26 protein-coding genes, 4 tRNA genes and 1 pseudogene are annotated in these 26,546 nt (G+C 59.3%); 6 read left to right on the top strand and 25 right to left on the bottom strand.

Going from position 1 to position 26,546, the window contains the following annotated elements; all coding sequences use genetic code 11:
- Positions 1-13: 13 nt before the first annotated feature.
- The 11 genes from AC30D7_RS21790 to AC30D7_RS21740 all read right to left on the bottom strand — a co-directional run bounded on the left by AC30D7_RS21790 (position 14) and on the right by AC30D7_RS21740 (position 9,309).
- On the bottom strand, positions 14-1,000 hold the full coding sequence (locus AC30D7_RS21790; RefSeq protein WP_490135432.1) for a type II secretion system F family protein: 987 nt from the start codon (positions 998-1,000) through the stop codon (positions 14-16).
- On the bottom strand, positions 997-2,439 hold the full coding sequence (locus AC30D7_RS21785; RefSeq protein ID WP_490135431.1) for a TadA family conjugal transfer-associated ATPase: 1,443 nt from the start codon (positions 2,437-2,439) through the stop codon (positions 997-999). Before AC30D7_RS21785 ends, AC30D7_RS21790 begins: the two co-directional genes overlap by 4 nt.
- 3 nt (positions 2,440-2,442) lie before the next feature.
- The gene (locus tag AC30D7_RS21780; RefSeq protein WP_490135430.1) at positions 2,443-3,663 is read right to left on the bottom strand and encodes an AAA family ATPase; all 1,221 of its coding nucleotides are present in this window, start codon (positions 3,661-3,663) and stop codon (positions 2,443-2,445) included.
- Positions 3,657-4,151: a TadE family protein gene (locus tag AC30D7_RS21775; RefSeq protein WP_490135429.1), complete on the bottom strand. Its 495-nt coding sequence runs from the start codon at positions 4,149-4,151 to the stop codon at positions 3,657-3,659. The genes AC30D7_RS21780 and AC30D7_RS21775 overlap by 7 nt, the downstream gene beginning before the upstream one ends.
- The gene (locus AC30D7_RS21770; protein ID WP_490135428.1) at positions 4,151-4,630 is read right to left on the bottom strand and encodes a TadE/TadG family type IV pilus assembly protein; all 480 of its coding nucleotides are present in this window, start codon (positions 4,628-4,630) and stop codon (positions 4,151-4,153) included. The genes AC30D7_RS21775 and AC30D7_RS21770 overlap by 1 nt, the downstream gene beginning before the upstream one ends.
- Positions 4,631-4,638: 8 nt before the next feature.
- Entirely contained in the window at positions 4,639-5,970 is a 1,332-nt protein-coding gene (locus AC30D7_RS21765) for a Tad domain-containing protein (RefSeq protein ID WP_490135427.1), read from the bottom strand.
- A 75-nt stretch (positions 5,971-6,045) separates the two neighbouring features.
- Positions 6,046-6,852: a Flp pilus assembly protein CpaB gene (gene cpaB / locus AC30D7_RS21760; protein WP_490135426.1), complete on the bottom strand. Its 807-nt coding sequence runs from the start codon at positions 6,850-6,852 to the stop codon at positions 6,046-6,048.
- 15 nt (positions 6,853-6,867) lie between these two features.
- Positions 6,868-8,193 (bottom strand): DUF8689 domain-containing protein, encoded by a 1,326-nt coding sequence (locus AC30D7_RS21755; protein WP_490135425.1) that lies wholly within the window; start codon positions 8,191-8,193, stop codon positions 6,868-6,870.
- Between the two features lie 2 nt (positions 8,194-8,195).
- Positions 8,196-8,726, bottom strand: coding sequence for an A24 family peptidase (locus AC30D7_RS21750; RefSeq protein WP_349746981.1), 531 nt, complete (start codon positions 8,724-8,726; stop codon positions 8,196-8,198).
- A 30-nt stretch (positions 8,727-8,756) separates the two neighbouring features.
- Positions 8,757-8,951, bottom strand: a complete 195-nt coding sequence (locus AC30D7_RS21745) for a Flp family type IVb pilin (RefSeq protein WP_349746982.1) — start codon at positions 8,949-8,951, stop codon at positions 8,757-8,759.
- A 157-nt stretch (positions 8,952-9,108) separates the two neighbouring features.
- A complete protein-coding gene (locus AC30D7_RS21740) occupies positions 9,109-9,309 on the bottom strand; it encodes a Flp family type IVb pilin (protein WP_349746983.1) in 201 nt (66 codons plus the stop codon).
- A gap of 413 nt (positions 9,310-9,722) precedes the next feature.
- Between AC30D7_RS21740 and AC30D7_RS21735 the strand changes: the two genes are divergently transcribed.
- Entirely contained in the window at positions 9,723-10,586 is an 864-nt protein-coding gene (locus AC30D7_RS21735; RefSeq protein ID WP_096480901.1) for a helix-turn-helix transcriptional regulator, read from the top strand.
- Between the two features lie 58 nt (positions 10,587-10,644).
- On the opposite strand, the gene AC30D7_RS21730 is transcribed toward AC30D7_RS21735, so the two are convergent.
- The 4 genes from AC30D7_RS21730 to AC30D7_RS21715 all read right to left on the bottom strand — a co-directional run bounded on the left by AC30D7_RS21730 (position 10,645) and on the right by AC30D7_RS21715 (position 11,057).
- Positions 10,645-10,720, bottom strand: a tRNA-Gly gene (locus AC30D7_RS21730).
- Positions 10,721-10,723: 3 nt separating this feature from the next.
- Positions 10,724-10,799: transfer RNA gene (locus AC30D7_RS21725), tRNA-Glu, on the bottom strand.
- Between the two features lie 104 nt (positions 10,800-10,903).
- Positions 10,904-10,979: transfer RNA gene (locus tag AC30D7_RS21720), tRNA-Gly, on the bottom strand.
- A 2-nt stretch (positions 10,980-10,981) separates the two neighbouring features.
- Positions 10,982-11,057, bottom strand: a tRNA-Glu gene (locus AC30D7_RS21715).
- Positions 11,058-11,452: 395 nt separating this feature from the next.
- Between AC30D7_RS21715 and AC30D7_RS21710 the strand changes: the two genes are divergently transcribed.
- Positions 11,453-12,211 carry a hypothetical protein gene (locus AC30D7_RS21710; protein WP_490135424.1) on the top strand — a complete coding sequence of 253 codons (759 nt, stop codon included), beginning with the start codon at positions 11,453-11,455 and terminating at the stop codon, positions 12,209-12,211.
- Positions 12,212-12,321: 110 nt separating this feature from the next.
- Here the strand turns inward: AC30D7_RS21710 and AC30D7_RS21705 are convergent, their stop codons facing one another.
- From AC30D7_RS21705 to AC30D7_RS21690, 4 genes and pseudogenes are all read right to left on the bottom strand, one after another.
- On the bottom strand, positions 12,322-13,185 hold the full coding sequence (locus AC30D7_RS21705) for a methyl-accepting chemotaxis protein (RefSeq protein ID WP_370741109.1): 864 nt from the start codon (positions 13,183-13,185) through the stop codon (positions 12,322-12,324).
- Positions 13,183-14,247, bottom strand: a pseudogene (locus AC30D7_RS21700) (HAMP domain-containing protein); the annotation flags it as partial. The pseudogene AC30D7_RS21700 and the gene AC30D7_RS21705, both read right to left, overlap by 3 nt.
- Before the next feature lie 147 nt (positions 14,248-14,394).
- Positions 14,395-15,786 carry an aminotransferase-like domain-containing protein gene (locus tag AC30D7_RS21695; protein ID WP_490135423.1) on the bottom strand — a complete coding sequence of 464 codons (1,392 nt, stop codon included), beginning with the start codon at positions 15,784-15,786 and terminating at the stop codon, positions 14,395-14,397.
- A gap of 316 nt (positions 15,787-16,102) precedes the next feature.
- On the bottom strand, positions 16,103-16,864 hold the full coding sequence (locus AC30D7_RS21690) for an SDR family oxidoreductase (protein WP_018926266.1): 762 nt from the start codon (positions 16,862-16,864) through the stop codon (positions 16,103-16,105).
- Between the two features lie 235 nt (positions 16,865-17,099).
- Between AC30D7_RS21690 and AC30D7_RS21685 the strand changes: the two genes are divergently transcribed.
- Entirely contained in the window at positions 17,100-18,104 is a 1,005-nt protein-coding gene (locus tag AC30D7_RS21685; protein WP_490135422.1) for an NADP-dependent oxidoreductase, read from the top strand.
- Positions 18,105-18,176: 72 nt separating this feature from the next.
- On the opposite strand, the gene pyrF is transcribed toward AC30D7_RS21685, so the two are convergent.
- Positions 18,177-18,875: an orotidine-5'-phosphate decarboxylase gene (pyrF, locus tag AC30D7_RS21680; RefSeq protein ID WP_167331181.1), complete on the bottom strand. Its 699-nt coding sequence runs from the start codon at positions 18,873-18,875 to the stop codon at positions 18,177-18,179.
- A 292-nt stretch (positions 18,876-19,167) separates the two neighbouring features.
- On the opposite strand from pyrF, the gene AC30D7_RS21675 reads away from it, so the two are divergent.
- From AC30D7_RS21675 to xopAW, 3 genes are all read left to right on the top strand, one after another.
- The gene (locus AC30D7_RS21675; protein ID WP_490135421.1) at positions 19,168-19,926 is read left to right on the top strand and encodes a response regulator; all 759 of its coding nucleotides are present in this window, start codon (positions 19,168-19,170) and stop codon (positions 19,924-19,926) included.
- On the top strand, positions 19,926-20,978 hold the full coding sequence (locus AC30D7_RS21670) for a sensor histidine kinase (protein WP_490135420.1): 1,053 nt from the start codon (positions 19,926-19,928) through the stop codon (positions 20,976-20,978). Before AC30D7_RS21675 ends, AC30D7_RS21670 begins: the two co-directional genes overlap by 1 nt.
- Before the next feature lie 227 nt (positions 20,979-21,205).
- Positions 21,206-22,060: a XopAW family type III secretion system calcium-binding effector gene (gene xopAW / locus AC30D7_RS21665; RefSeq protein ID WP_490135419.1), complete on the top strand. Its 855-nt coding sequence runs from the start codon at positions 21,206-21,208 to the stop codon at positions 22,058-22,060.
- Positions 22,061-22,166: 106 nt separating this feature from the next.
- On the opposite strand, the gene AC30D7_RS21660 is transcribed toward xopAW, so the two are convergent.
- The 5 genes from AC30D7_RS21660 to AC30D7_RS21640 form a co-directional block, all read right to left on the bottom strand.
- The gene (locus tag AC30D7_RS21660) at positions 22,167-23,222 is read right to left on the bottom strand and encodes an AI-2E family transporter (protein WP_430954860.1); all 1,056 of its coding nucleotides are present in this window, start codon (positions 23,220-23,222) and stop codon (positions 22,167-22,169) included.
- Between the two features lie 69 nt (positions 23,223-23,291).
- The gene (locus tag AC30D7_RS21655) at positions 23,292-24,098 is read right to left on the bottom strand and encodes a DUF4892 domain-containing protein (protein WP_019650391.1); all 807 of its coding nucleotides are present in this window, start codon (positions 24,096-24,098) and stop codon (positions 23,292-23,294) included.
- Positions 24,099-24,106: 8 nt separating this feature from the next.
- The gene (locus AC30D7_RS21650; protein WP_019581213.1) at positions 24,107-24,766 is read right to left on the bottom strand and encodes a glutathione S-transferase family protein; all 660 of its coding nucleotides are present in this window, start codon (positions 24,764-24,766) and stop codon (positions 24,107-24,109) included.
- A 50-nt stretch (positions 24,767-24,816) separates the two neighbouring features.
- On the bottom strand, positions 24,817-25,671 hold the full coding sequence (locus AC30D7_RS21645) for an alpha/beta hydrolase (protein WP_018926275.1): 855 nt from the start codon (positions 25,669-25,671) through the stop codon (positions 24,817-24,819).
- Positions 25,668-26,474, bottom strand: a complete 807-nt coding sequence (locus tag AC30D7_RS21640; RefSeq protein ID WP_490135418.1) for an alpha/beta fold hydrolase — start codon at positions 26,472-26,474, stop codon at positions 25,668-25,670. Before AC30D7_RS21640 ends, AC30D7_RS21645 begins: the two co-directional genes overlap by 4 nt.
- Positions 26,475-26,546: the final 72 nt, after the last annotated feature.

Genomic DNA, 26,546 nt, shown 5'->3' with positions numbered 1-26,546 from the left:
TAGCGAATACCGCTTAAACCTGAATCCGGATGATTTTGCGTATCCAGAAAATTCCGATCAACATGGCGCAAAAAGCCCCGATGATCAGCTTATGTCCCATGGGATCATTGAGTAGCACAGGCAGGTAGGTGGGGCTTGTGATAACTATCGCAATGGCCAGCACAAAGGGAATGGCCACCAGTATCCAGGCCGACATCCGCCCTTCGGCCGACAGGGTCTTGACCTTGCGCTGGAAGCGAAAGCGCCCACGGATCAGGCGACTCAGGCGCTCCAGCACCTCGGTCAGATTGCCACCCGTCTCACGGTGAATAAGGATCGATGTCACTAACATCATCACCGTCATGCTCGGCATTCTCTCCAGCAAGCCGAGCATGGCCCGACGTACATCATTGCCGTAGTTGATATCGGCGAAGGTCATACCGAACTCATGAGCGACCGGTCCCTTGTGTTCCTCGGCGACCAGGCGCAGGGTCTCATTGAAAGGGTGCCCGGCGCGCAAGGCTCGGCACATGGCATCCAGTGCATCCGGCAGACCTTCCTCAAACTCAGCGAAACGTTTGCCACGGTCACGAAAAATTTTCAGCAGGGGTACCCAGAACACCCCGAAGCCCGCCAGCAGTGCCATCCACCAGACAGTCGATACCATCCAGATCGAGACGCCCGCGCAGGCGCCCAGGAACAACCCGAGCAACAGCACCCGATAAGCACGATATTCATGACCCGCCTGCTCGATTACCTGTGTCAGGTTCGCCATAAAGGGCAATTGCTCGAGCATGGCCTCCAGCGGCGACAAACGCGTCAGATATTTCTGTCGCAACACCGTCTGCATGTTGGGCAGATTGTTGGCTTTCTCCAGTACGTGCAAGCGACCACGGATGCGCTTGCGCATCTTGCCGGCCTCACCGAACACCGGCACTACCACGCCCTGGGACAGGAGGAACACGGCGATAAACACCATACCCAGGAACATCAGAATGAATTCACCAGGAATATGGCTCATGACTGCCGTGCCTCCATCCATTCAGGCCTGAACATCGTCAGCGGCAATTCGATGCCGCGCTTGGCCAGCACATCGCGGAAGGCCGGGATCATGCCGCTGGGGCGATAATCGCCGAGCACTTCACCGTTTTCACCCATGCCCTGGCGCGCAAAGGAGAAAATTTCGGTCATGGTGATGATCTCGCCCTCCATGCCGTTGATCTCTTGCACGCTGACCAGCCGACGCTTGCCGTCCTCCTGACGTTCCAGCTGGATCACCACATCGATGGCCGAGGCGATCTGCTGCCGCATGGCCTTGATCGGGAAGGTCGCCCCGCTCATCGACACCATGTTCTCGACTCGCCCCAGCGCATCGCGCGCGGTGTTGGCGTGGATCGTGGTCAACGAACCGTCGTGACCGGTGTTCATGGCCGTCAGCATGTCCAGCGCCTCTGCGCCACGCACTTCGCCGATCACAATGCGGTCCGGGCGCATCCGCAAACTGTTGCGCACCAACTCCCGCTGGCTCACCTCGCCACGCCCCTCGATATTCGAAGGTCGGGTTTCCAGGCGCACCACGTGGGGCTGCTGCAGTTGCAGTTCGGCCGAGTCTTCGATGGTGACGATCCGCTCGTTCTGCGGAATGAAACTGGACAACACATTGAGCATGGTGGTCTTGCCGCTGCCGGTACCGCCGGAAATCAGCACGTTCAAACGCCCACGGACAATCGCCTTAAGCAACAGGGCAATGGCCGGGGTCAACGTTCCCACCTGGATCAGGCTGTCGGTATTGAGCAGGTCCACCGCAAAGCGGCGAATCGACATGCTCGGGCCGTCGATGGCCAACGGCGGGATAATCGCGTTGACCCGCGAACCGTCCTTGAGCCGGGCGTCCACCAACGGTGAAGACTCGTCGATACGCCGCCCCAGACTGGACACAATGCGGTCGATGATGTTCAGCAAATGCTGATCATCGCGAAAACGCACATCAGTCCTTTGCAGTTTGCCGAAGCGCTCGACATAGACCGAGGCATGGCCGTTGACCAGAATGTCGGACACGCTGTGATCGGCCAGCAACGGTTCCAATGGACCCAAGCCAAGCACCTCATCGGTGATCTGCTTGATGATCAACTGGCGGCTGGAAGAACTCACCGGTGCTGAATGTTCATCGAGCAGGCGCTGGCAAATATCACGAATCTGCCGCGCAGCCTCGGCCTGCTCAAGGGAGTCCAGCAAGGACAGGTCCATGACCTTGAGCAACTGCTGGTAGATTTTTTCCCGCCACTCAGCTTCCACCGGAGTGACCTGGCTTCTGGTTTCGTAAAGAACGTCCGGCGCTGCACGCTCCCACGCCATTATTTCCTCTGCCGGATCCAGCAGGTCGTCGCCCAACGGAGTAACTGGCGATGAGGCGGGTTTACCGGACTGTTTGCGCAAGCGGTTACGAAAGTCGCTGATCATGGGTCATCCCCCGAAAAAACGGTTGAAGGCGCGTTTGAGTAAGCCTTTGTTCCCGGCCACCTGTTGACCGACCAGGTCCTCGGTCATGTCGCGCAGGGCAGTAGTAATCGCGGCCCTCGGCGCATGCAGCCCCAACGGCACGCCAGTGTTCTGACTCTGGCTGACCAGGTTGAAGTCGTTGGGTAATTTCGACAGATTGGTGCAGCGCAGTGCCTCGCCAATATCCTTGAGGCTGATCGCTGCGGCCTTGTCATAGCGGTTGACCACGATCTGCAACTGATCGCCGCGCACGCCCAGGTCGTCGCGAAGAATCCGCACCAGGGAGCTGGCATCGCGCAGATGACTGACGCTCTGCTGCACCACCACGTAGACCCGATCCACCTGTTCCAGCACGGAGCCGGTGAGGTGGTCGATTTGTCGCGGCAGGTCGATCACCACCCAGTCATAGCTGACGCGGGCCAGTTGCAACAGGGTGTCGAGTTGCTCGGGTTGGGCATCCTGCGGCAGGCACAGCTCACCGGCCCGACCACCCAGTACATGCAAGGTAGGGCTGAAGTGGCTGCAAAAACCGCGTAGCGCGACGCTGTCCATGCCGTCGATCTGATGCAACACCTCGAGATGGCTGTGCGTCTGTGCCACATCCAGGTAATGCGTCACGCTGCCGAATTGCAGGTCCATGTCCAGCAGCAGGGTACTGCCGCCCTTGACGCTGAGTTGTTGAGCCAGGTTACAGGCCAGCAAGGTTCCGCCGGAGCCACCCTTCGCACTCATCACAGCGATCAATTTGCCTTCTGACCCGCTGCCGGTGCGAACCTCCATGACTAGGCGATTCAAAGCAGCAACCAGTTCTGTCTCGGCGATAGGCTCCGGCAGCACGTCTCGGGCGCCGGCCTGCATCGCCAGACGCATGCCTTCCTGCTCGCTCAGCAGGCCGCACACCAACATCGGTGGACGCTCATGGGCCGGACGCTGTAACAGTGCCGATAGCTCCTCGCGCCACAGGTGGCTAACGCGCAGTAGCAACAGATCGGGCATGCGGTCCAGACCGTAGAGCGGGTCGACATGCCCATTGCTCACCAGGCGAGTGCTCACCTCCAGGCTGGGCATGCGCTGGCAGACGCTCTGCAGATCGCGCAACGAGTTGGCATCACGACTGCTGATCAGCAACCGGAGCCCGGTCTTGCCGGTCGAGGTGGAGAGCGGAGTGTCCTTGGTATTCAGCATGGTGTGATCTCCCCGGAATCGGAATGACGCCCGAGGCTTTCGCGTGGCAAAGTTGCCTTGAATGCAGGCAAGGTAATGGGCACGCCGAACCCGGGAATAAACAGATTGAAAACGAAGCCTTGCAGACTCAACTGGACATAACGGATGGCACGAAAACCAGTGGCGCTGACCAGGTCGCCGGGATTGGCCACCACAGCACCGTTAACATCCAGATAGGTCAGCGTCAGGTTAGTGGTGGCCAGACTCGTGATCAGCTGGCTCGTACCAGCGTCGGTCGCGGCATTGAAGATCGCCCGCCGCAACACCACCGGATCGCTGATGTTGCACACTGCCGCCAGGCGTGCACCACGCCGTGCGGCTTCATCCAGCGCATTGACCGTGAAGTACAGCCGGCCCATCTCCAGCACGCCGAACAACAGCGTGAACACCAGCATGCCGATGACGGCGAATTCCACGATATACAGACCGCGCATGTGTTTGCGATTCATCACAGTGCCCTCATGACAGTGGTGGCGACTAGCGGAATGCTCAGCGCAATCGGACTGCCAAAAAATCCCGGAATCGAGCCGGCACAACTGCCGCTGCCAATCACCGGGCAGAAGTTGTAGGTGATGGTGACTCGCACATGGTCGATGCCCACTGCGGCGACCGCGACGTTTGCGGTCGTCAACCCTGACACCACCGCGGTCCCGGTATTTGCAGGCACACCATAGACCGCGACGTTTTTCGTTTGGGTCAGCAGCGTATCGCTCAGAGAGACAGCACCAAGCGTCGAGTTCCAGGCCTTACTGGCGACAAAGCGGTCGGCATCACGGCTGGCCTGCAGCAAGACGTTGTACTGATAGAGCATGCGGCCGAACTCGCCGAAGGCCAGCAACAGTAGCAGCAACACCGGCAGGACCAGGGTGAACTCCACCAGTGCCACGCCCTGTTGTGCCTGTGCTCGTTTAAATGCGCGAAGTCTCATGACGCCTCCTACGAGTCTGTGCTCGGAGTGCCAGTGCCGCTGCCAATATAGGTTTTGTAGAGCTGAATGATCTGCGGGCCGGAATCGGTGGACGGCGAGGGGCCGGCTACGTTGTCGCCTTCACACTCCTTCACAAACTGTCCGAAGATCTGCGATTCCGTGCCGCCGTTACTCATAGGCTGCACCACGAAATAGCAACCAAAACCTAGAACGGGGACCGAGGTGGTACCGCCCTGTTTACCGGTGCAGTCGCCCACGACGATTTTCAGCATCCGGCGCTCGAACACCCCACCGCTCTGACAGCCACTGCCGGACCCGGCCACACACGCGGCAGTGCTCGCACGCCAGTCGTTGTAGTCAAATATCGCGTTGCCGCCCGCTGTCAGATTACCGTTGCTCGATGTGATGGTTTGCCCCTGGTATTTCGGGCCTGTGCCGTCGTCAGTGATTGCGGGGTTGCTCGACGTAGTCACCAGGTCTGGCGGATAGTCCGAGGCACTGACCGGGCCGTTGTAGATGCCGAAGCGCGTATTGAATCCTTGAGAGGTAGGGCCGACCTTGTTACCAGGAGCAGTCTGGACGTTTTGCCCTACGTTGCGGCAGACCTCGCCGCCTCCAGCCAGGTCATCCCTGACTGTGCTGCCGCCCGAGCCAAAGTCGAGCAACTGAAAGTTGCCTGGGCCAATGGGGGATGAATTGCCGGCAGCCGTCTTCAGTACCTGCAAATCGCCAAACTGGAAGCCCCAGAACATGCCAGCGGCCGGGTCATATTTAGTCGGGTCGCCACAAACCATCAAAGGTGCGAGATCACAAGGACTGGCAGGGCTGGGTCCAGCAGTGGCGATCGCCGCTACTGCTTTGTTCCCCACGACGCCGAATGACTGGGCGAAGTTCCAGAAAAACCCCGTCAGGCTATACCCCGCTACCGATACCCGAACGTATTTGGCATCCGAAGGCCCTGGATAGGAGAATGGTCCATAGACGGTTTTCGCCAGTTCTACCGCCGCAAATGTGCCTGGGTTGCCACCAATAGCCGTTGCCAATTCATTGTTGCCCGCGGCATTGGCATTTTGCGCCAGCGTATAGAGCGCGGCAGTTCGTGTCGCGCTGGCCATATTGGTACTACCTTCCACCTGAAGCAGAGTTTTGGCACCACTCAGGGCGGCGGCGTCTACCGCATTCTGCAGGCGCGTTTTGTTCAGCAACATGTGTCCGCCGTCCAACGCCAATGCCGCCATCATCGCCATCGCCGCCAACGCGATTACCATCAATACGCTCACCGATCCTTCCTGGCGCCTTGGCGTCGCAGTGAACGGCTGCTGAATACGAAGATTCATCATCAAGCCCTCGTTTGCCGATACTGAACCGGATCGGCTCCGCCATTACTTTGGTGCCCAGGCACCCTTACCGCCCTGTCAACGAACTTTCACTACACTGGTCTGGATCCCGCGAATGATGGTGACAGCCCCGCCACCGTCGCCACGTTGCACCACGCGTTTTTGCACCGGGGCGGCGGCCACAATCATGGGGGCCGGCGCGACAGGTGCAGCGGTCACGATTTTTTTCTCGGAGTTCAGCGGATTGCGCAGGGCCAATTGCAATTTCCCTTCCGTTTGCGCCGTGACCAGGGTTTCAGCCTCTGCGGTCGTCATCTCCAGCGTCACTGCGCGCACCACCACCGGTTGGGTCTTGTCGGTACCCGCTGTCTGGTCCACCGCCAACACCCGCAAATTCTCGAGGATGGTCTTGGACACAGCGTTATTGCCGGCGCCATCCGTGCGTTTGGTCGCCAGTACATCGACCCGGTTACCTGGCAGAAGGAATCCACCGACACCCACCACGTCATCCACGCGTACCGATATGGCACGTTTGTCTGTGGCAATCAGAGAGGCCAGGGTACTGCCGCCCAGGTGCTCGCTCAGGCGTGCGCCGCGCATGACGTCGCCACGCAAGATGTCGAACGTTGCGATCTTGCCCACGGCCTTGTCGCTGGAATCCAGAGCATCGTCCGGGATCGTATCCATGGGCATGCGCACGGTCGTGACCTGTTGGGCCTCGACCATCTGCCCGAATGGAATCTCTACCGTGGCAACCACCACGCTTCGAAGATGGTCATCCGGCGTGGCATTGAGCCGGGCGCTCAGCCAGGAGTCGGCCATCCATGCAGCACCAAGGCCCATGACCAGGGAAACGCCTATCAGGGGAAGAGTACGAGAGCTCATGTCAGTATCTCCGTATCAAAGAAAGTCGAGCTGGACGAAATAGTTGTGCCAGGCCCATTCCAACTCTTGCGGTGACAGTGCCCCGGAACCGCCGATATAACGCTGACGATCGAGGGCCATGTTCAGGAGATCACGGGGATGGCAAGGCACCAGGGGCATGCCTTCACTTGCATAAAGCCTTTGCAGTACATAACGCAGCAACAGCGGGTCGAAAGGAATGCCCAGACGCTCGCTTTCCTGACGCCAGATCTTTTCGTACTCCTCAGGCTTCAGGTAACCGAACTGCAGCTTGTAGCCAATCCGCCGCAAGAAGGCCTCGTCAGCCAGTTCCAGGGGATTGAGGTTGGTGGAGAACACCAGAATCAGATCGAATGGCAGCTCGCAATGCCGGCCGCCGCCCAGGTTGAGGAAATCGCGTTTCTCTTCCATCGGGACGATCCAGCGATTGAACAACTCGGCGGGTGCCATGCGCTGGCGTCCCATGTCATCGATGATGAACAGGCCATTACTGGCCTTGAGCTGCAAGGCGGCCTGGTACTGACGGGTGAAGGGGTCATAGCGAACGTCCAGCTGTTCCATGCTCAACTCGCCGCCCGTAATGACGACCGGGCGTTTGCAGCACAGTAGTCGACGATCGATCCCTTCGTTGAGCATCAGGTTGTTCTGTTGACCGTTGTCATCCAGACGCTGATGTACCTGCGGGTCATAAATCTCGATCACCGATTCGTTGATCACGATGGCATGAGGTACCCAGATGGCCTCGGCGAACAGACGAATCAGCCGACTGCTGACATAGGTCTTGCCGGTACCCGCCGGGCCATAAATCATGATTGCGCGCCCGGAGTTCAGTGCCACACCCAGTTGATCGAGCATCCCCTCCGTGAGCACGACGCCCGCCAGAGCCCGATGCATATCGTTGGCGTTGATGCGACCGTGGTGAATGGTCTGGATTTTGATCAGGGAGCGGTAAGTGCTCACCGGGAAAGGTGCAGCACCGATATAGCCGCTGCGCGACAGGGCATCGCGGGCGGCACTGCGACCACGTTCGGTCAGACCATAACGCAGCTGTCCACCCGATTGTCCCATCTGGCCAAGGACTTCGACACGGCCGTCCTTGCGCAGAAACGCCAGGACCTCTTCAAGTACGGCGCCGGTCAGCGCCAGGCGCTCCACCAGCCGTGGCATGTCCAGCACGCCGGCATCATACAAATGCTTGCATACCAACTCGCCGAGGAAACTATCGGTCAAACCGGTTTCGCGGATTGTGCAGGGCTGAGGAGCCAGTCGTTGCACCGCGCTCCGATCGCTGGTGTAGGCATCACTATCGACGATGACGTGCATGACTAACCTCCCAATCCACCGGCAACGAGCTGCCAGTAGACGCTGTTCAAAGTGCCTATCAATATTGCAATCGAATAGGGGAAAGGCTTGCCGGCTACTTCATCTGAAGTCGGCGCCAGATAGGCATGCGCCCTCAGAATCAGCCAATAGCGCCCCAGGGTCTGAAGCAATTGACCGCGAACCAGCACGATCAACAAACCGCACCCTCCTCCCGCAATCAAGCTGAACATGGCAGCCCACAACGCGAAATGAAACGGTAGAAAACTGCCGACCATGGCCATTAACTTGACGTCACCGGCGGCCATGCCACCAAAGGCATACATAGGCAGAAACAGTGCAAAACAGATCAGGATGCCCAACAGGCCGTCACCCAATCCACTGAAACCACCTGAATAAGTCTGACTGGCCAAGCCCAAGACAAGGCCCAACAAAACCAGCATGTTGGGGATACGGTGGCGAAGCAGATCGCTCACCACCGCGACGCCCAGAAGTCCTAGCAGTAAAACAGTCGACACCAGCAATTCCATGGACATGGCGCGTCTCCCCTAGTGGAATTATCGTTATCAGCAAGCAGTACCGCCGTTAGCGATAAGGGCATTGCACAGCGCCTTGATTTGAACATTCACATTTTGCCCAAGGGTAGTGAACGCCACGACAACACCTACCGTAATCAACCCTCCCGCTACCGCATACTCCACAATGGTCAGGCCATCCTCGTCTTTGATGAACTTCAGTACCGAAGTCTTGAACGCTTGCATTTTGCTCACCTCTCTAGCGGTCATACTGCTCGAAACATATATAGGCAGAGACGACGCGAAGACCATTTAGAAAGATGTCCGACAGCCCTACCAGCAAAATAGAGGCACGAACTACTCAATGGACATCTCCGCGTCCCCCCACCGGGAGTCATCGTTATTAACAAGCTGTACCACCATTACCTTTAAGGGCATTGCAAAGCGCCTTGATTTGGACATTCACATTTTGTCCAAGGGTAGTGAACGCCACGACAACACCTACCGTAATCAACCCACCCGCCACCGCATACTCCACAATGGTCAGGCCGTCTTCGTCTTTGACGAACTTCACGACCGAAGCCTTGATTGCTTGAATGATCATTTTGCCCACCTCACTCGAATGTTGTTTTTTCCGGAAGGCAGTACGTTCTGCACTGCCTGGATGCAACACTAGTCAGGGGGAAGGCATGGGCGTTAGGAAGATTTTGCACATCACTAGGACTTTTTTGCGGGTGCGGCCAAATACGGTTATTGGCCTTTGCAGAAGTAACAGGAGGGGTAAAACAAGAGAGGGCTCGCGGAAACCACTGACTTCGATTTACAAGCGACGAGCGGTTGATACCTGATGCATAGACGACACACCAACAGGAAGTTGCCCGGGACTGATTTCCAGATAACGCATAGAGCAGATAGAACTAAAACTCGTCTTTCTTATCAGCATTTAATCTGCAAAGTGATAGCACGTTAGCAATACTACTCAGCGAAGAGAGGCACGAAGAACCCCAGAGTAGAGACATGACGTCCAACATGACCAGAAGGCCATCGCTGCTTTGGTTCGATCTGACTCACGATCGTTCCACGAAGGAACTCATCGCGCAGTTCGAGGACTCCTGCGACTGCAAACTGGCAAAAAATTCCGTGCTGCCACACGGAGAACAGGCAGACATGATCTGCATCCATTTCGATCGCCCCGACACCCCCGGCTTGAGGTTGTTGCTGGAGATCAAACGCACCACCCCTACCATCCCGATTACCATGTTCACCGTGCAGCACTCAGAAGAACTGGCTGTCTGGGCCATGCGCTCCAGTGTCTGGGAATACATGGTGCTCCCGCTCACCAACGCCGAAAGGAAGCGCTACCTGACGGCACTGATGCAGCTCTGCGAGTTGCGCCGCAATGCCGGTCAGGACAAGACATTGCTGATCGACCACTCGCCCACTCTGCCAGATAGCATCCGCCTGACCTCCGGGCACCAAAAACACCAGGCGCTGAGCCATATCATGCTGTACATCGACCAGCACTTTCGAGACAGCATCGATCAGAGGGATTTGGCCAAGCGCTGCGGCATGACGACTTTTCGCTTCAGTCGCCTGTTCAAGGAAGCCAATGGCGTCGGCTTTACCGATTACATCCTGGACAAACGCATGAGCTTCGCCAAACAACTGCTCGACAACAGCCAGATGCCGATTACCAGCATCGGCTATGAGGCCGGTTTCAAGGATCCTTCCTACTTCGCCCGCGCCTTCAAGCAGTTCGTCAACTGCACGCCCAGCGAATACCGTTTGGCCAGCCAACTTAGAGCGGTAGCAGCGCAACCGCCACTGGAAGATACAACCATTGAAGCACTTGAAAGCCTGGTGCAGAGCCTTGGAAGTTGAGGCAGGTTTTTTACGCGCATAAAAAAACGCCGCTCAATGAGCGGCGTTTTTTTGAATTTGGAGCGGGAAACGAGACTCGAACTCGCGACCCCGACCTTGGCAAGGTCGTGCTCTACCAACTGAGCTATTCCCGCAAATGGCGTCCCCTAGGGGACTCGAACCCCTGTTACCGCCGTGAAAGGGCGGTGTCCTAGGCCACTAGACGAAGGGGACACGCTGCCCGGAACACATGGTGTGTGTTTCGGTGCCCAGATCCGCATCCGAAGACTTGGTTCTGGTTTCACTCAGCCTTGCCCGAAAGCAACGCTGTTTAAAATTGGAGCGGGAAACGAGACTCGAACTCGCGACCCCGACCTTGGCAAGGTCGTGCTCTACCAACTGAGCTATTCCCGCATTGGCGTCCCCTAGGGGACTCGAACCCCTGTTACCGCCGTGAAAGGGCGGTGTCCTAGGCCACTAGACGAAGGGGACACACGTACAACATTCACTCCCTACCGCGTTTCGCTGTGTGCTTTACGCTGTAAGTGGCGCGCATTCTATGGATGGATTGAGGGGTCGTCAACCCCCAGATATAAATTTATTTAAATCAATGACTTCGCCCTGCTTTGGCAGCGATTCAGGCTTTTGTGTCGCCTGACCTTTGGCGCCTATATTCTGGCATCCACCAAGACGCTATAGTCCATGCCGAGATGATGGCAATGTGCACCTCGCACGCTATTTACTTATAGAAGCAGCATTGCGGCCGATATAAGCAAAGAGCCATAGCCGATTCACTCGTCGAGCAACGCTATGCGCCCATATGCCAAGCAAACTACACTCGACTCGCACGCGAACCCCATAAAGAGGTCTTACCGGTGACACCACTCATGATCACCCTGCTAGTCGTAGCCGGGATCGCACTATTGATCGCCATTGGCTACATGAACCATGTGGTGGAAAACAATAAGCTGGAAAAAGCCCGCACCAAGGTTGAACTCAATGACCGCCTGCGTCGCTGCGGCGAAATCACCGAGACTTTTCCCGGTCAGTTCATGACACCGGCACTCAAGCTGCTGTTGACCCGCCTGGAATTGAACGTCTGCCAGCGCCTGCTCAACCTGGAAAAAACCAGCGCCACGCTCAAGCCACGGATTACCGAGTTGAGTGCCTTGGTCGCCCAGGGCGAATCGATCCCTGTCAACAACCCGCCGGCACCGATCCAGACCGAAGCCAAGGCCAAAGACGTACGCTTCCTGCTGGAAGCCATGCATGGCCAGATCACCCGCGCCGCACAGGACGGTTTCCTGCCGGCCAACGAAGCCAAGCGCTGGATCCGCGAAGTGCGCCATATCCTGGTCCTGCTGCACATCGAATTCTTCAACAACCTCGGTCAGCATTCACTGCAACAGAATCAGCCGGGCCAGGCCCGTCTGGCCTTCGAGCGCGGCGTGCAATACCTGCGCAAACAACCGGAGCCACAGGCCTACAGCGAACAACTCGAGTACCTGGAAAAACTCCTGGCCCGCGCCAACGACCAAGTCATGGACAAGATCGCCCCGGTTGAAGGCGAAGTGAACCAACTGACTGAAGGGCTCAAAGACGTCGAGGCGGATGCCGACTGGAAGAAGAAAGTGATCTACGACTGATCATGCAAATACTGAAAAGCCACCGGGTCAGGTGGCTTTTTTTTGCGTTGGGATTGAGGGCCGCCAGAATCAATAGACTATCCGGACGCAGCCCGAGCCTTCGGCAGCTGCTACAGCTTGAAATGCCCCACCATCCCCCTCAACTCACTCCCCAACTGTGCCAGTTCAATACTCGACGCCGCATTGCCCTGCATCGCCAATGAAGACTGATCCGCACTGGCGCGAATGCTCGTGACGCTGCGATTGATCTCCTCGGCCACCGAGCTCTGCTCCTCCGCAGCCGCCGCAATCTGCTGGTTCATCTGCTGAATCAGCGACACCGCCGCCGCAATACTCCCCAATGCACTTTCGGTCTGCAACGCATCGCTCACCGCCAGTTTCACCAACTCACCACTGCTCTGAATCTGCTGCACCGACGACTGCGCCGCCGAGCGCAAGGCACTGACCAGACGCTCGATTTCCTCGGTAGATTGCTGGGTTCGCCTGGCCAGCGCCCGAACTTCATCGGCCACCACCGCAAAGCCCCTGCCCTGCTCACCCGCCCGCGCCGCTTCGATGGCCGCATTGAGCGCCAACAGGTTGGTCTGCTCGGCCACGCTTTTGATCACGCTGAGCACCGTGCCGATATTCTGGATTTCCGCACTGAGGCTTTCGATGCTGGAGCTGGCCGAGGTGGCCGAGTCCGCCAGTTGCTCGATCCGCGCCATGCTCTGACGCACCACCTGCTGACCGCTTTCGACCTTGCCGTCAGCCGTCTGTGCCGCCTGGGCGGCCTCCTCCGCATTACGTGCAACGTCGTGCACCGTGGCGGTCATCTGGTTCATCGCGGTGGCGACCTGCTCGGTTTCTTCTTTCTGGCTGCTGACTTCAAGGTTGGTCTGCTCGGTCACCGCCGACAGCGATTGCGCAGAGCTTGCCAGCTGTTCGATACCGGCCTGTAAACCACTGACGATGCTGCTGAGCCCAGCGCCCATTTGCTGCATGGCTTGCATCAACTGGCCGATCTCGTCACGGCGGGTCACCTCAATCGTCGCACTCAAATCGCCCGCGGCGATCTGCTGGGCGACGCGGATCACGCTGCGCAACGGTGCGACGATCAACCGGGTAATCACCCACGCAGCAATCAGCCCGACCAGCAAGGCCAGTGCCGAGGAGCCGATGATCAACAACGAGTTCTTTTTCAGCTCTGCCTGCATCGAGTGATCTTGGGCGACGTAGGCCTGATCCACCCGTTCCACCACTTGCGCGGCGCGCTGGTGGAGTTGTTCGGAAACGGTCTTTTCCTGTGCCAACAGGCCGGTGTACTCGGCGAGTTTTTCACTGAAACTGCCGATATGACCGGACACTTCATTGAGGACCGTCTGGTAGCCCTCATCCTTGACCGTGGCTTTCAACTGTTCGGCCTGGGTCAGCGCCTGATCGGCCTGTTCGATCTTGCCCTGCCCGGCACTGTCGTCGCCTTTGCGGCTCTGATCCAGGCGTACACGCGCTTCGTTCATGGCCTGCAGCATCAGCCGCGAGACCTGACTGACCTGATTCGCCTGGTCGATGAATTGCGCGCCGTCCTTGCCCTCGGACTCCTTCAAGGCATAGGCGCCATCATCGCTAAGCCCGGCCTGCAGCACATCCAGGTTATTGGCCACGCTGGACACCGACCAACTGGCCATTTCCAACGCCAGGTCCTTGGCCTGACTCAGCGAGACGAACTCGTCAAAAGCCTTGCGATAGGCACCCAGAGACTGTTCGACGTCATTCATCACCGGCACGTTAGCCGCAGACTGTGCCTTGAGTTCGGTCGCCAGAGCGATCAGCGCGTCCACCCCCGAATGCAAGGCGTCCACGGTTTTCGGGTCGCCGCGCAAGGCGTAGTCCTGCTCGAGCAAACGCACCTTGAGCAAACCGCTGTTGAGCGACGACATCTGCTTGAGCCCGTCGAAGCGATGACTGATGGTTTGCAGGGACCATACGCCGATGGCAGCCACCAGGGCTGTCAACAGCAGCACCAGTACAAACCCGACACCCAGTTTTTTCGCCATACCGAGGTTGGCAAAACGTCCTTGCACGGCCGAAATCATTGCGCGTAGCCCCCTGCCATTGTCTGTTGATGCAGATTCGCAACGGGCTTGTGCCAACACAAGTCTCTGGCGTCGGAATAATGGCAAAAAGCTACGCCCGCGTCGTTTTCAGAATGCTTGAGGTCGATCCCGAGCGGTAGCTTGAAAAAATGCCCGAGCGCGAGGATCGCAGGCATAGGCAACGTTGATGCGCTGCCAGTCTTGGGCCTGGCCGGTGGGGCTGAATGCCGTTGCGCATGACAGCAGGATGCCGAAGCGCCGCGCCTGAACCCGCACCTGAACGGCGTCGGACTTGCGCGAGCGCGCCCAGATGAACAGGCCACCTGCGGGTTTGCCGAAAACCTCCCATTGCGCATCCTCGAGCACCTGCAAGGCTGCTTCCCTGTCGGTGCTTAAACGCTGACGCTGGCGCTGGACCATTTTGCGATAGGCGCCACTGGCCAATAGACACGCCAGCACCGACTCGCAAAACCGCGAGACGCCCATGCTGCTGATCATCTTGACCTCGGCCAGTCGCGAAATGACGTCGGCACCCGCCACGACAAAGCCGACCCGCAACGAACTGCTGAGGGTTTTGGAATAGCTGCCGACGTAGATCACGTTGTCATCGATACCCAGTGCCGCAAGACGCGTACCGGGGCCGCTGTGCAAATCCGCATAGACGTCGTCTTCTATCACCAGCACGCCATGGCTTCTGGCCAGTTGCAACACCTGCTGAGCGACGTCCGGGGTCAAACTGCTACCGGTCGGGTTGTGATAGAAGCTGTTGATGAACAAGCCTCGGGGTTTGTACTTCAGCAACAATGTCTGGAGTGCTTCGATGTCTGGACCGCGAGGGGTTCGTGGCACCTCGATCATGCGGACCCCGTGCAGCCTGAGCAAATCGAACAGCATTGAATAACCGGGGCTCTCCACCACCACGCAATCGCCCGGCTTGAACAACGCGCGCACGATCAAGTCGAGTCCATGACTGGCACCCGCCGTGGTCAGGATTCGATTTTCATCCACCGAGATATCCAGCTGCTTCAGCCGCTTGAGGATCTGTTGGCGCAGGGCAAGCAGGCCCAGCGGGGTGCTGTAGTTGAACAAAGCAGCCATGTCGGTGCGGCTGACCTGGCGTATTGCATAGCTCAGGTCGTCCGTCTCGCGCCAGCTTTCGGGTAATCCGCCGCAACCCAGCTTCAATTCGCCCGCAACGCCACTCTGCTGCGCCTCAACGCCCTCGAACCAGAAGGAATCCGGCTGCCCGTGAGCGGCCAGCGCCGTTGCCGCGACAAAGAAACCCGCCCCGCTACGTGTCGCCAGCACCCCTTGAGCCACTAACCGCTCACAGGCCTCGACGACACTGGATTGGCTGAGCAGATTAATCCGCGCAATCTGCCGCACGGAAGGCAAACGTGTACCCGGCGGCACTTCGCCGCGACGGAGCCAGTCGGCCAATGCGTCGACGATTTGCTGCACGACCGGCACCAATGCCTGTCGATCGATTCTCAACTCCATGAGCAAGCAAACTCCTGTCTGTTTTGCGGGAAACAGTTAATCACAGGAGCGCTCGACAAGATGTGCGACAAAACCGCCAAAACCGTCGGTTCTAACCATTTGAAACACAATGCCCAGTGCTTTCACGGAACCGATGGCAGTGTGCGTAATGCTGAGAAACCTGTGGCGAGGGAGCTTGCTCCCGCTTGACCGGGCTGGCGCTCCAGTGCGTAGCACTCACAAAAACCGGCAATGGTTGTCAGATTTTTGGGGCCGCTACGCAGCCCAGCGTGAGCAAGCTCCCTCGCCACAAAAGCAGGTATATCGAAATGCCTGATTAAAACGCCGTGACCCCACCATCCACCGCCAGCGAATGACCGGTGGTGAACGCCGCGCCGTCGCTGCACAGGTACAACACCGCGCTGGCAATCTCCTCGACTTTACCTATACGCCCGACCGGGTGCATGGCATTGGCGAACTCGCCCTTTTTCGGGTCCGCCTCATAGGCGCGACGGAACATGTCGGTGTCGATCACCGCCGGGCACACCGCATTCACGCGGATCTTTTTCTTCGCGTATTCGATGGCCGCAGACTTGGTCAGGCCAATCACCGCGTGTTTCGAGGCGGCATAGATACTCATCTTTGGCGCAGCCCCCAGGCCGGCGACCGAAGCGGTATTGACGATCGCACCACCGCCCTGGGCCAGCAGCAATGGCAATTGGTACTTCATGCACAGCCAGACGCCTTTGACGTTGACGCCCATGATCGCGTCGAACTCATCAAGCGTGCCCTCGGCCAGTTTGCCTTTCTCGATTTCGATGCCGGCATTGTTGAAGGCGTAGTCGAGACGGCCGTAGGCATTCACGACCTCGTCCATCAGATTTTTTACATCGCTTTCCACAGTGACATTGCAGCGCACGAATGTCGCTTCACCGCCAGCGGCGCGAATCAGCGCCACAGTGCCTTCACCACCGGCCACGTCCAGATCGGCCACCACCACTTTCAAACCCTCGGCGGCGAACGCCAAAGCGGTGGCGCGGCCAATCCCGTTGGCCGCGCCCGTCACAACGGCGACCTGGCCAGAAAACGTCATGCTCATTGTTATGTCCTCGAAGGCAAGAATGTGGGGATTGCGAGTTCCCAGTCTAGCCACAGGGGTCGATGGCACGGCAGCACTATCAGAAGGCCGGTTGGACGCCCATGAGTGACAGTGATAGAACAGCTGCCCTGACTATCACTGCACTGGATCGATGTGCATTCGCCGCGTCAGCCAACCTTGCAGCATCGCCCATGAAGGTCTATCAACAAGACTTCATTCACCTTGAGTGCCTGTCATGACTACCCAGATCAATCGCCAGTTCCTGCTCGCCAAACGTCCCGTGGGGCCAGCTACCCGGGAGACGTTCACCTATCAAGAAGTACCGGTCGGCGAGCCGGCGGCAGGTCAGATCCTGGTCAAGAACGAATACCTGTCCCTGGACCCGGCCATGCGTGGCTGGATGAACGAAGGCAAGTCCTACATCCCGCCGGTCGGCATTGGCGAAGTCATGCGCGCATTGGGCGTAGGCAAAGTCATCGCCTCGAACAATCCGGGCTTTGCCGTCGGGGACTACGTCAACGGTGCCTTGGGTGTGCAGGATTACTTCCTTGGCGAACCGCGAGGTTTCTACAAGGTCGATCCGAAACTGGCGCCGCTGCCGCGTTATTTATCCGCGCTGGGCATGACCGGAATGACCGCCTACTTCGCCCTGCTTGATGTCGGCGCACCGAAAGCCGGCGACACCGTGGTGCTGTCGGGCGCGGCCGGTGCGGTGGGCAGCATTGCCGGGCAAATCGCCAAGATCAAAGGTTGCCGGGTGGTCGGCATCGCCGGCGGCGCGGACAAGTGCAAGTTCCTGATCGATGAGTTGGGTTTCGACGGTGCCATCGATTACAAGAACGAAGACGTGATCGCCGGCCTCAAGCGTGAATGCCCGAAAGGCGTCGACGTGTATTTCGATAACGTCGGCGGCGATATTCTCGACGCCGTGCTGAGCCGCCTGAACATGAAGGCACGGGTGGTGATTTGCGGTGCCATCAGCCAGTACAACAACAAGGAAGCGGTCAAAGGCCCGGCCAACTACCTGGCCTTGCTGGTCAACCGCGCGCGGATGGAAGGCTTCGTGGTGATGGATTACGCCGCACAGTTCGCCGCCGCCGGGCAGGAAATGGCCGGCTGGATGGCCAAGGGGCAGCTCAAGAGCAAGGAAGACATCGTCGAGGGACTGGAAACATTCCCGGAGACGCTGATGAAGTTGTTCAGCGGCGAGAATTTCGGGAAGTTGGTGTTGAAGGTATAAAAGCTTCGCGGGCAAGTCGGATCGCCGCACCGCTCGCTCCTACAGGAGCGAGGCTTGCCCGCGAATCGCCGCTTAAGCGATTTCTGCGACGACCGCCGCCAACGCCTTGGCCGGATCCGCCGCCTGGCTGATCGGACGGCCGATCACCAGGTAATCGGAACCGGCATCCAGCGCCTGACGCGGAGTCAGGATGCGACGCTGATCGTCCAGGGCGCTGCCCGCCGGACGAATCCCCGGGGTTACCAGTTGCAGCGATGGGTGAGCGGCTTTCAAGGCCTGGGCTTCCTGGGCCGAGCAAACCAGACCATCCATCCCGGCTTTTTCCGCCAGCGCGGCCAGGCGCAGCACCTGCTCCTGCGGCTCGATGTCCAGGCCGATACCCGCCAGATCCTCACGTTCCATGCTGGTCAGCACGGTCACGCCGATCAACAGCGGTTTCGGGCCGCTGCGCTGATCGAGCACTTCACGGCAGGCAGCCATCATGCGCAAGCCGCCGGAGCAGTGCACGTTGACCATCCACACGCCCATCTCCGCAGCCGCCTTGACGGCCATGGCGGTGGTGTTCGGAATGTCGTGGAACTTGAGGTCCAGGAACACTTCGAAGCCCTTGTCGCGCAAGGTGCCGACGATTTCCGAAGCGCAACTGGTAAACAGTTCTTTACCGACTTTGACCCGGCACAGTTTCGGGTCCAGTTGATCCGCCAGCTTCAGTGCGGCGTCACGGGTGGGGAAATCCAGGGCGACGATGATAGGCGTCTGGCAGGCGGACATGAGTGGGCTCTCAGGCAAGTCGAAATCGGCGCGCATTGTAGCGGAACCAACGCCACTGCGGGACCCGATGATCGGTAATTCGTCGTCGCGGCTCAGGCAAGACTAGCTGCTGCGGCAATTGTGTCGAGCCCGATACACACACGACACGCCCACAACACCCTTCAACGCTACCCTCGTCAGCCGCAACAAATCCTACAGCACTTCCCGCCTCACGGCCGGACGCCTATGCTGAAGCCACAACCTCGCAGCCTATCTTTGTGGTTGGCAGCCTACCTGGCAGATGAACGCACGCATGCACAACTCCCCAGCACCTCTGAACGACGATCAAAAAGCGCCGGCCGATGACAAACGCTGGAGCATTCGCGCCCTGATCGTCGACGATGACGTCCCGATCCGCGAACTGATGATCGACTACCTGGCCCGATTCAATATCCACGCCAGTGGCGTCTCCGATGGCGCCGCCATGCGTCAGGCGCTGCAAGCCGAACATTTCGACGTGGTGGTACTCGATCTGATGCTCCCAGGCGAAGACGGCTTGTCGCTGTGCCGCTGGCTGCGCGCCGAATCGGACATTCCGATCCTGATGCTCACCGCCCGTTGCGAACCCACCGACCGGATCATCGGCCTGGAACTGGGCGCCGACGACTACATGGCCAAGCCGTTCGAGCCACGGGAACTGGTCGCACGAATTCAGACCATTCTGCGTCGGGTGCGCGACGACCGTTCAGAACAGCGTGCGAATATTCGCTTCGACAACTGGCGATTAAACAGCGTATTGCGTCAGCTGATCTCCGCCGATGGCCTGGTGGTGCCGCTGTCCAACGCCGAATTCCGCTTGCTTTGGGTGTTCATCGAACGTCCGCGCCGGGTTCTCAGCCGCGAACAACTGCTGGACGCCGCGCGCGGTCGCTCGATCGAAGCGTTTGATCGCAGCATCGATCTATTGGTGTCACGCCTGCGTCAGAAACTGGGCGACGACCCGAAAGCCCCGCAGTTGATCAAGACCGTTCGCGGTGAGGGTTATCTGTTCGACGCACGAGACATCGGCTGATGCGTGCGCGCTTCGATACGCTGTTCGGCCGCCTGTTTGGCATGCTGCTGGTGGCGATCGTACTGGCGCATTTGTTAGCTTTTTTATGGTTCAGGCATTACGGGCCGCCCCCGCCTCCCCCTCCGCCTTCGGAGTTTTCCGAGCGCATGGACGGACCACCTCCACCGATGGATCCGCGTTTCGGCAATCGACCGCCGCGGCCGTGGTTCGGCGGGCCACTGGTGCCACTGACCTTTCAGTTTGTCTCGCTGATCATCGCCGCCTGGTACGGCGCCAAGCTCTTGACCCGCCCGATTCAGCGGCTGAGCGACGCCGCCGGGCGCCTGAGTGAAAATCTCGACAGTCCGCCGCTGGATGAGTCCGGCCCACGGGAAGCGCGGCAAGCGGCGCACACCTTCAACCTGATGCAGAAACGCATTCTTGAACAAATACAACAACGCTCGCGCATGCTCGGCGCGGTGTCCCATGACCTGCGTACACCGCTGTCGCGGCTCAAGCTGCGGCTGGAACAGATCGACGACGACAAGTTGCAAGGCCAGATGCGTCAGGATCTGGACGACATGATCGGCATGCTCGATTCCACCCTTACCTACCTGCACGAACAGCGCACCAGCGAGGCGCCACAATGGATGGACGTGCAGGCTCTGGTGGAGTCCCTGAGCGAAAACGCCCAGGATCAAGGTGCTGACGTTGAGAGCAGCGGCCATTGCACGCCGCTGGAAGTACAGCCGATGGCCTTGCGCTCGTGCATCAACAACTTGCTGGACAACGCCTTGCGTTATGCCGGGGACGCGCTGATCACGCTTGAGGACAGCTGCGAGGCGCTGGTGATCCGGGTCATCGACCATGGCCCGGGTATCGCAGCGGACAAACGTGAAGCGGTGTTTGAACCGTTCTTCCGCCTCGAAGGTTCGCGCAATCGCAACTCCGGCGGTGTTGGCCTGGGCATGACCATCGCCCGGGAAGCCGCGGAACGTCTGGGTGGGCAGTTGAGCCTGGAAGAAACCCCCGGCGGAGGCCTGACCGCTGTCATCCGCCTGCCCCGCGCCTGAGCCATACACAAGCGGGCTTGCTCGCGAAGACGACGGCACAGTCAGCATTGATGTCACCTGGCACACCGCTTTCGCGAGCAAGCCCGCCCCCCACAGGATCGCAGGCTAGTCTGATACCTGTGTTTGTGTACCGGACGGTACAAATCCCACATACCCACGACAACTTGCCCCTTGAGGCTGCATGAACCGGTGCACCCACCGGTTTCCCATTCCAAGGAGTGAGCACAATGATCGGTAGTGTCAGCAGCTACACGAGCTATACCGGCACCAGCAGCAACACCGTCACCAACAGCGCCCGCAGCCAGCAATTCCAGAAAGAACTGCTCGCCAAACTCGACAATAACAGCGACGGCGCGGTGGATCAGGATGAGCTCAAGAGCGCCTTGTCGCAGAAAACCGACGATGGTCTGCTGGTCAGCCTGAGCAAGAACTTCAGCGACCTGGACAGCGACGAAAGCGGCAGCCTGAGCAGCGAGGAAATGGCCGCGATGGCCCCTCCGCCGCCACCGTCGCACGATCAGGCACCGAACACCGAGCTGGCCGATGCGCTGATCAGCGCTCTGGACACAGACGGCGACGGCGCAATCAGCAGCGATGAGCTGAGCAACGGACTGAGCAGCACCGGCAGCACGGCCGACAGCTCGGAAATCTTCTCGGCCCTGGACAAGAATGAAGACGGTACCGTCAGCCAGGACGAACTCGCCGCCAGCCTGACCCCGCCGCCACCGCCGCCGCAGCAGATGTCCAGCGAAGAGCTGTTCAGCCAACTCGACACCGACAGCGATGGCAGTGTCACCGCCACGGAACTGAGCAGCGCGTTACAGGCCAGCGACAGCACTTCGTCGACTTCTACCGACAACAGCGCCGCGTTGCTCAAGGTACTCGATAGCGACAGCAGTGGTGGCGTCAGCAGCGATGAACTGAAAGCCGCCCTGCAAGCCGGCCGCGAGCAGAATTCCGACAGCTCGACCAATCAGTTCAACGTGACCGAAGCCCTGAACAAAATGATCGCCAACCTGAGCAAACAGTATTCGCTCGACAACGTGGCGACCGTGGGCAAACACCTGAACGTGACCACTTAAGTCAAAAAGCTTCGCGAGCAGGCTCGCTCCCAAATAGGTTTGTGTCGGCCACAAAATAAGTGTGGGAGCGAGCCTGCTCGCGATTAGGCCCTAAACCCCAGCAAAATTAGGGCCGGCGATCCTCAACCCGAGCCTGACTCTTGCTCCAATCGGTCAGCAGACTGTAAGCCACGGCCAATAACGTCGGGCCGATGAACAGACCGATAAACCCGAACGCAATCAACCCGCCAAACACCCCAAGCAGCACAATTACCAACGGTAAATTCCCGCCCCGGCTGATCAGGTACGGCTTAAGCACATTGTCGACCCCGCTGATGATGAACATCCCCCAAATCCCGAGGAACACCGCCATTCCATACTCACCCTTCCAGGCCAGCCACGCCGTGGCCGGAATCCACACCAACGGCGGCCCCATCGGAATCAGGCTCAGCAAGAACGTCACGATCCCCAGTACCAGCGCCCCAGGCACGCCGGCAATCAGGAAGCCGATCAACGCCAGTACCGCCTGCGCCGCCGCTGTACCGATCACCCCGTTGACCACCCGTTGCACGGTGCCCGCTACCAGTTCGATGTAATACCCGGCGCGGTCGCCAATCAGCCGCTCCAGCAACCCATGGACAAACACCGCCAAACGCGGCCCGTCCCGGTAGAAAAAGAACACAAACACGATACTCAGCGTCAACTCGAGGATCCCGCCGCCAATCTGCGCACTGCGTGCCAGCAACCAGTTACCGACCTGACCCAGATATGGCTTGATCGCCAACATCATCGCCGCCCCCTGCTGATCGATGCTGTTCCAGATTCCTACCAGCCGCTCGCCGACCAAAGGAATACCGCCAACCCAGGCCGGCGCTTCAGGCAGACCATCGACCTGCACATCCTTGATGAACGCCGTGGCATCGCGCACGTGATCCGCCAGGTTGAACCCCAGCCACACCAGCGGCACCGCCACCAGCAGCATCCAGCCGAGGGTCAGTAACAGCGCCGCCAGGGATTCACGACCATTGAGCCAACGAGTCAACAGACGCATCAACGGCCAACTGGCAAACGCCAGCACCGCGCCCCAGAACAGTGCCGACCAGAACGGCGCCATTACCCATAAACTCGCGCCAAACAGTACCAGCAGCAGGATCTGCACCAACAGCCGATCGTTATTGACCATGTAAGATCCCGAAAAAAGTCAGTCCGTAAAGAGTAGGCAAATGCGCAGAACGCATTTGCCAAATGAAGCTTATCGCAACAGTTCGAAGTGCAGGCCAGAGCCTTCGACGCTGCCGGTTTCCATCCGCGCCGTGCGCACGCCCTGGCCGATCAGCGCCTGGCGCCAGGCTTCGGCACTGGCTCCGGAAATGCTGACTCGCAGTGTGGTGTCCAGGTTCAGGCCTCGGGAAATCAAACGCAGCCAGGTGTCGTCAGGGTCGCCGTCGAGTTTGGGGAAATCGAGTTTCCCGGTGCTTTTGAGCTGGCGCAGCAACGTCGCGGACGTCGGCAACAAATCACCCAGCGGCGCCGAGGCATCGAACTGTTCGACGTGCAGATAAGCCCTGCGATTACCACGAGTGATGCTGTAAAGCGCCACCAGCGTGTTGTCTTGAGGGGCCGCCAGACGCAGCAGCAAATAAGCCTGCTGATTATCGGCGCCATAGAGCTTGGCGTTACCGAAGACTTCATTGGCCCACAGGCTGCTTTCGCCACAATCCCGGGCCTGACACCAGAACAACAGCTCGGCGCCCTGCTTCTGCAAGGCTTCGCGGGCGGCGGTGAAGGCATCGGTGGAGGAATGCTCCGGTGGCAATTCATAGGTGACCGAGGTGGTTTGACCGCGAGCGGTGACCTGGCCGTCGAAACGCAATTGGCCGCTGATCTTGCGGATCGAACCCAGCGGGTAAATCCGCTCGAGTTCCACCGTCGGGCGATAGTCGACGATCTGCGCATCGGTCATGCGCGGCACGATAGGCAGGTCCTGACTGCCAGGAATGTCAGCAGCCAATAACCAGGGACTGAAACTGCATAGCGCCAGCAGAGTGAGTGAACGCATGGACAGGCTCATCGGATCAACATGGCCTGGGCACCCTTGATGACACTGGCATCATCGATGCGCTCCGGCACCCGCAAACCGCGCTGCACCGCAGGGCGCGCCTCGAGGGCGGCTATCCAGCGCTGCAAGGCCGGCAAGCCGTCCACCGAGACACCGGACCAGTCATGGCCACGGACCCACGGAAAGGTCGCGATATCAGCAATGCTGTACTCGCCCGCCAGGAACTCCACGGCTTGCAGACGCGTGTCGAGCACTTCATACAAGCGTCGGGTTTCATGTTGATAGCGATCGATGGCGCCCTGGAGCTTTTCCGGGAAATAGCGGAAAAACACGTTGGCCTGGCCCTGCATCGGGCCGATGCCGCCCATCTGGAACATCAGCCACTGCAACACCACCGAGCGCCCTTTCGGATCCTGGGGCAGCAGTTTGCCGGTCATCTCGGCGAGGTAAATCAGAATCGCGCCGGACTCGAACACGGCGAAATCGCCATTGGCGCGGTCGACAATCGCCGGAATCCGGCCATTGGGGTTGATCTTGAGGAACTCCTCGGACTTCTGTTCCTTTTTGTCGAAACTCAAGGCATGCACCGTGTAGGGCAGGCCGAGTTCCTCGAGCACGATAGAGACCTTGTGGCCATTCGGGGTCGCTGCGGTGTACAGATCTATCATGGTTGTCTCCCATTTCAACCCGCCCAGCCTCGACAGTTGCCCGACGCAAGTCAAGGAACGGCGAAGAACCGATTGAAACAGTCTGCGACAAGACCGGCACCGGGTTCGTCATTGAGGTGCAAGTGATGGCCGCCAGGCAACTGTTCATGGCTAAAGGGTAGACGTTCCAGCAACTCGGGATGTTTGGCGAGCATGCCGTCAGCCGCGACCACCAAGTGTGCAGGACAACTGACGCGCTGGACGAAAGCCATCGCCTGCTCAGTGGTCAGACGCAGCGGCGATGGCAGCGTCAGGCGGCTGTCGGTGCGCCAAGTATAACCGCCCGGCACCGGCATCAAGCCGCGCTGGGCCAGCAGTTCAGCAGCTTCGCGACTGACCGCCACCAAGCCTTTCATGCGCGCTTCGATGGCCCGGTCGAGGGTGTTGTAGACCGGTTTGCGTTTTTCCCGCAGATCCAGCTGCGCTTGCAGGGCCATGCCCATGCGTTCGGCAGCGTTTTCGCCTTTGTCTGTAGGAGGAATGATGCCGTCGATCAACGCCAGGTGAGTCACCCGCTCCGGCAACGACCCGGCCAGCACCAGCGAGACGATCGCCCCCAGGGAATGCCCCAGCAGCGCAAAACGTTTCCATCCCAACTGCTCGGCCACTTGCAGCACGTCGTGGGCGTAGTCCCACAGCGCGTAACCGGCGCCGTTCGGCCGATGCCCCGAGTGACCGTGCCCGGCCATGTCCAGCGCGATGATGCGCAAGCCGTTGAGCTTCGGCGCCAACCGGGCAAAGCTGTTGGCGTTGTCCAGCCAGCCGTGCAAGGCAATCACCGGCAAACCGTCCTCGGGACCGAACAGGTGCGCCGCCAACTCGATATGCGGCAGGCTCAGGCGAACTTCTTCAACAACGCTGCTCATGCGCAATCCTGTTGGCGGCGACTGTCCCAGCGACTGAACAGGTTCTTCAGCAGTGTGGCCGTGTCTTGTGGACGTTCGAGGGGAAACATGTGGCCACCGGGCAGGGTCAAGGACTCGCCCAGAGGCATGCGCCCGACGGATCGGGCGTGATGACGCATCACCACGCGGCTCTTGTGCCCGCGAACCACTGCCAGCGGCACTTTCAACTGCCGCGCGCGGCCAGGGCTGGTGTGCGGTACGCCACGGTAGATGCTGATTTCCGTGGCCGGGTCGAAGCGCAGGCGCAGCTTGTCGCCGACCTTTTGCAAACCATGTTGAAGATAGGCTTCGAAGCATTCCGGGTCGAAGCCACGAAACAGGGTTTTACCGGCGAAATACAGGCGGGCCGCTTCCAGATCGGCGAACTCTTCCCGTCGCCCCAACGTGCGACCGGCCGGGGTCAGGCGATCGATGAATCCGAAGCGTTTGGCGGCACGGATTACCCATTGATCGGTGCGGGTCAGCACTGGTGAATCGAGCATGACCACACCGCGATACAACTCAGGGCAACGCAACGCGGCGTGCAGGTGCAGCACGCCGCCGAAAGAGTGGCCGACGCCCCAGACCGGCTCCGGCTGCTGCTGGAGGTGATGAATCAGCTCATCCACCAAATTGTTCCAGTTGTCGTCCGCCGGAAAACGCGGGTCATGGGCGTGCTGCTCCAGATGCGCCACCTGGTACTCGGGCGCCAGCGCCGCGAACAACTTGCTGTAGGTCCCCGAAGGAAAGCCATTGGCGTGGGCGAAAAATATCTGTTGCGACATACCGGCAGATCCATGTGCGAAAAACAGACGTTGATTGTCCGTAAGACGGCGTCCTACAGCAATGACCGTAAC

The organism is Pseudomonas sp. DF5, assembly GCF_058148225.1.
Note: the sequence above shows the minus strand (reverse complement) of the source record. Positions and strands in the feature narration are given on the sequence as shown.

What these genes read in the sequence shown, in the direction of transcription:
- AC30D7_RS21790 (WP_490135432.1), bottom strand. Translation starts at nt 1,000, where the DNA reads ATGAGCCATATTCCTGGTGAATTCATTCTGATGTTCCTGGGTATGGTG.
- AC30D7_RS21785 (WP_490135431.1), bottom strand. Translation starts at nt 2,439, where the DNA reads ATGATCAGCGACTTTCGTAACCGCTTGCGCAAACAGTCCGGTAAACCC.
- AC30D7_RS21780 (WP_490135430.1), bottom strand. Translation starts at nt 3,663, where the DNA reads ATGCTGAATACCAAGGACACTCCGCTCTCCACCTCGACCGGCAAGACC.
- AC30D7_RS21775 (WP_490135429.1), bottom strand. Translation starts at nt 4,151, where the DNA reads ATGAATCGCAAACACATGCGCGGTCTGTATATCGTGGAATTCGCCGTC.
- AC30D7_RS21770 (WP_490135428.1), bottom strand. Translation starts at nt 4,630, where the DNA reads ATGAGACTTCGCGCATTTAAACGAGCACAGGCACAACAGGGCGTGGCA.
- AC30D7_RS21765 (WP_490135427.1), bottom strand. Translation starts at nt 5,970, where the DNA reads ATGATGAATCTTCGTATTCAGCAGCCGTTCACTGCGACGCCAAGGCGC.
- cpaB (WP_490135426.1), bottom strand. Translation starts at nt 6,852, where the DNA reads ATGAGCTCTCGTACTCTTCCCCTGATAGGCGTTTCCCTGGTCATGGGC.
- AC30D7_RS21755 (WP_490135425.1), bottom strand. Translation starts at nt 8,193, where the DNA reads ATGCACGTCATCGTCGATAGTGATGCCTACACCAGCGATCGGAGCGCG.
- AC30D7_RS21750 (WP_349746981.1), bottom strand. Translation starts at nt 8,726, where the DNA reads ATGTCCATGGAATTGCTGGTGTCGACTGTTTTACTGCTAGGACTTCTG.
- AC30D7_RS21745 (WP_349746982.1), bottom strand. Translation starts at nt 8,951, where the DNA reads ATGCAAGCGTTCAAGACTTCGGTACTGAAGTTCATCAAAGACGAGGAT.
- AC30D7_RS21740 (WP_349746983.1), bottom strand. Translation starts at nt 9,309, where the DNA reads ATGATCATTCAAGCAATCAAGGCTTCGGTCGTGAAGTTCGTCAAAGAC.
- AC30D7_RS21735 (WP_096480901.1), top strand. Translation starts at nt 9,723, where the DNA reads ATGACGTCCAACATGACCAGAAGGCCATCGCTGCTTTGGTTCGATCTG.
- AC30D7_RS21710 (WP_490135424.1), top strand. Translation starts at nt 11,453, where the DNA reads ATGATCACCCTGCTAGTCGTAGCCGGGATCGCACTATTGATCGCCATT.
- AC30D7_RS21705 (WP_370741109.1), bottom strand. Translation starts at nt 13,185, where the DNA reads ATGGGCGCTGGGCTCAGCAGCATCGTCAGTGGTTTACAGGCCGGTATC.
- AC30D7_RS21695 (WP_490135423.1), bottom strand. Translation starts at nt 15,786, where the DNA reads ATGGAGTTGAGAATCGATCGACAGGCATTGGTGCCGGTCGTGCAGCAA.
- AC30D7_RS21690 (WP_018926266.1), bottom strand. Translation starts at nt 16,864, where the DNA reads ATGAGCATGACGTTTTCTGGCCAGGTCGCCGTTGTGACGGGCGCGGCC.
- AC30D7_RS21685 (WP_490135422.1), top strand. Translation starts at nt 17,100, where the DNA reads ATGACTACCCAGATCAATCGCCAGTTCCTGCTCGCCAAACGTCCCGTG.
- pyrF (WP_167331181.1), bottom strand. Translation starts at nt 18,875, where the DNA reads ATGTCCGCCTGCCAGACGCCTATCATCGTCGCCCTGGATTTCCCCACC.
- AC30D7_RS21675 (WP_490135421.1), top strand. Translation starts at nt 19,168, where the DNA reads ATGCACAACTCCCCAGCACCTCTGAACGACGATCAAAAAGCGCCGGCC.
- AC30D7_RS21670 (WP_490135420.1), top strand. Translation starts at nt 19,926, where the DNA reads ATGCGTGCGCGCTTCGATACGCTGTTCGGCCGCCTGTTTGGCATGCTG.
- xopAW (WP_490135419.1), top strand. Translation starts at nt 21,206, where the DNA reads ATGATCGGTAGTGTCAGCAGCTACACGAGCTATACCGGCACCAGCAGC.
- AC30D7_RS21660 (WP_430954860.1), bottom strand. Translation starts at nt 23,222, where the DNA reads ATGGTCAATAACGATCGGCTGTTGGTGCAGATCCTGCTGCTGGTACTG.
- AC30D7_RS21655 (WP_019650391.1), bottom strand. Translation starts at nt 24,098, where the DNA reads ATGCGTTCACTCACTCTGCTGGCGCTATGCAGTTTCAGTCCCTGGTTA.
- AC30D7_RS21650 (WP_019581213.1), bottom strand. Translation starts at nt 24,766, where the DNA reads ATGATAGATCTGTACACCGCAGCGACCCCGAATGGCCACAAGGTCTCT.
- AC30D7_RS21645 (WP_018926275.1), bottom strand. Translation starts at nt 25,671, where the DNA reads ATGAGCAGCGTTGTTGAAGAAGTTCGCCTGAGCCTGCCGCATATCGAG.
- AC30D7_RS21640 (WP_490135418.1), bottom strand. Translation starts at nt 26,474, where the DNA reads ATGTCGCAACAGATATTTTTCGCCCACGCCAATGGCTTTCCTTCGGGG.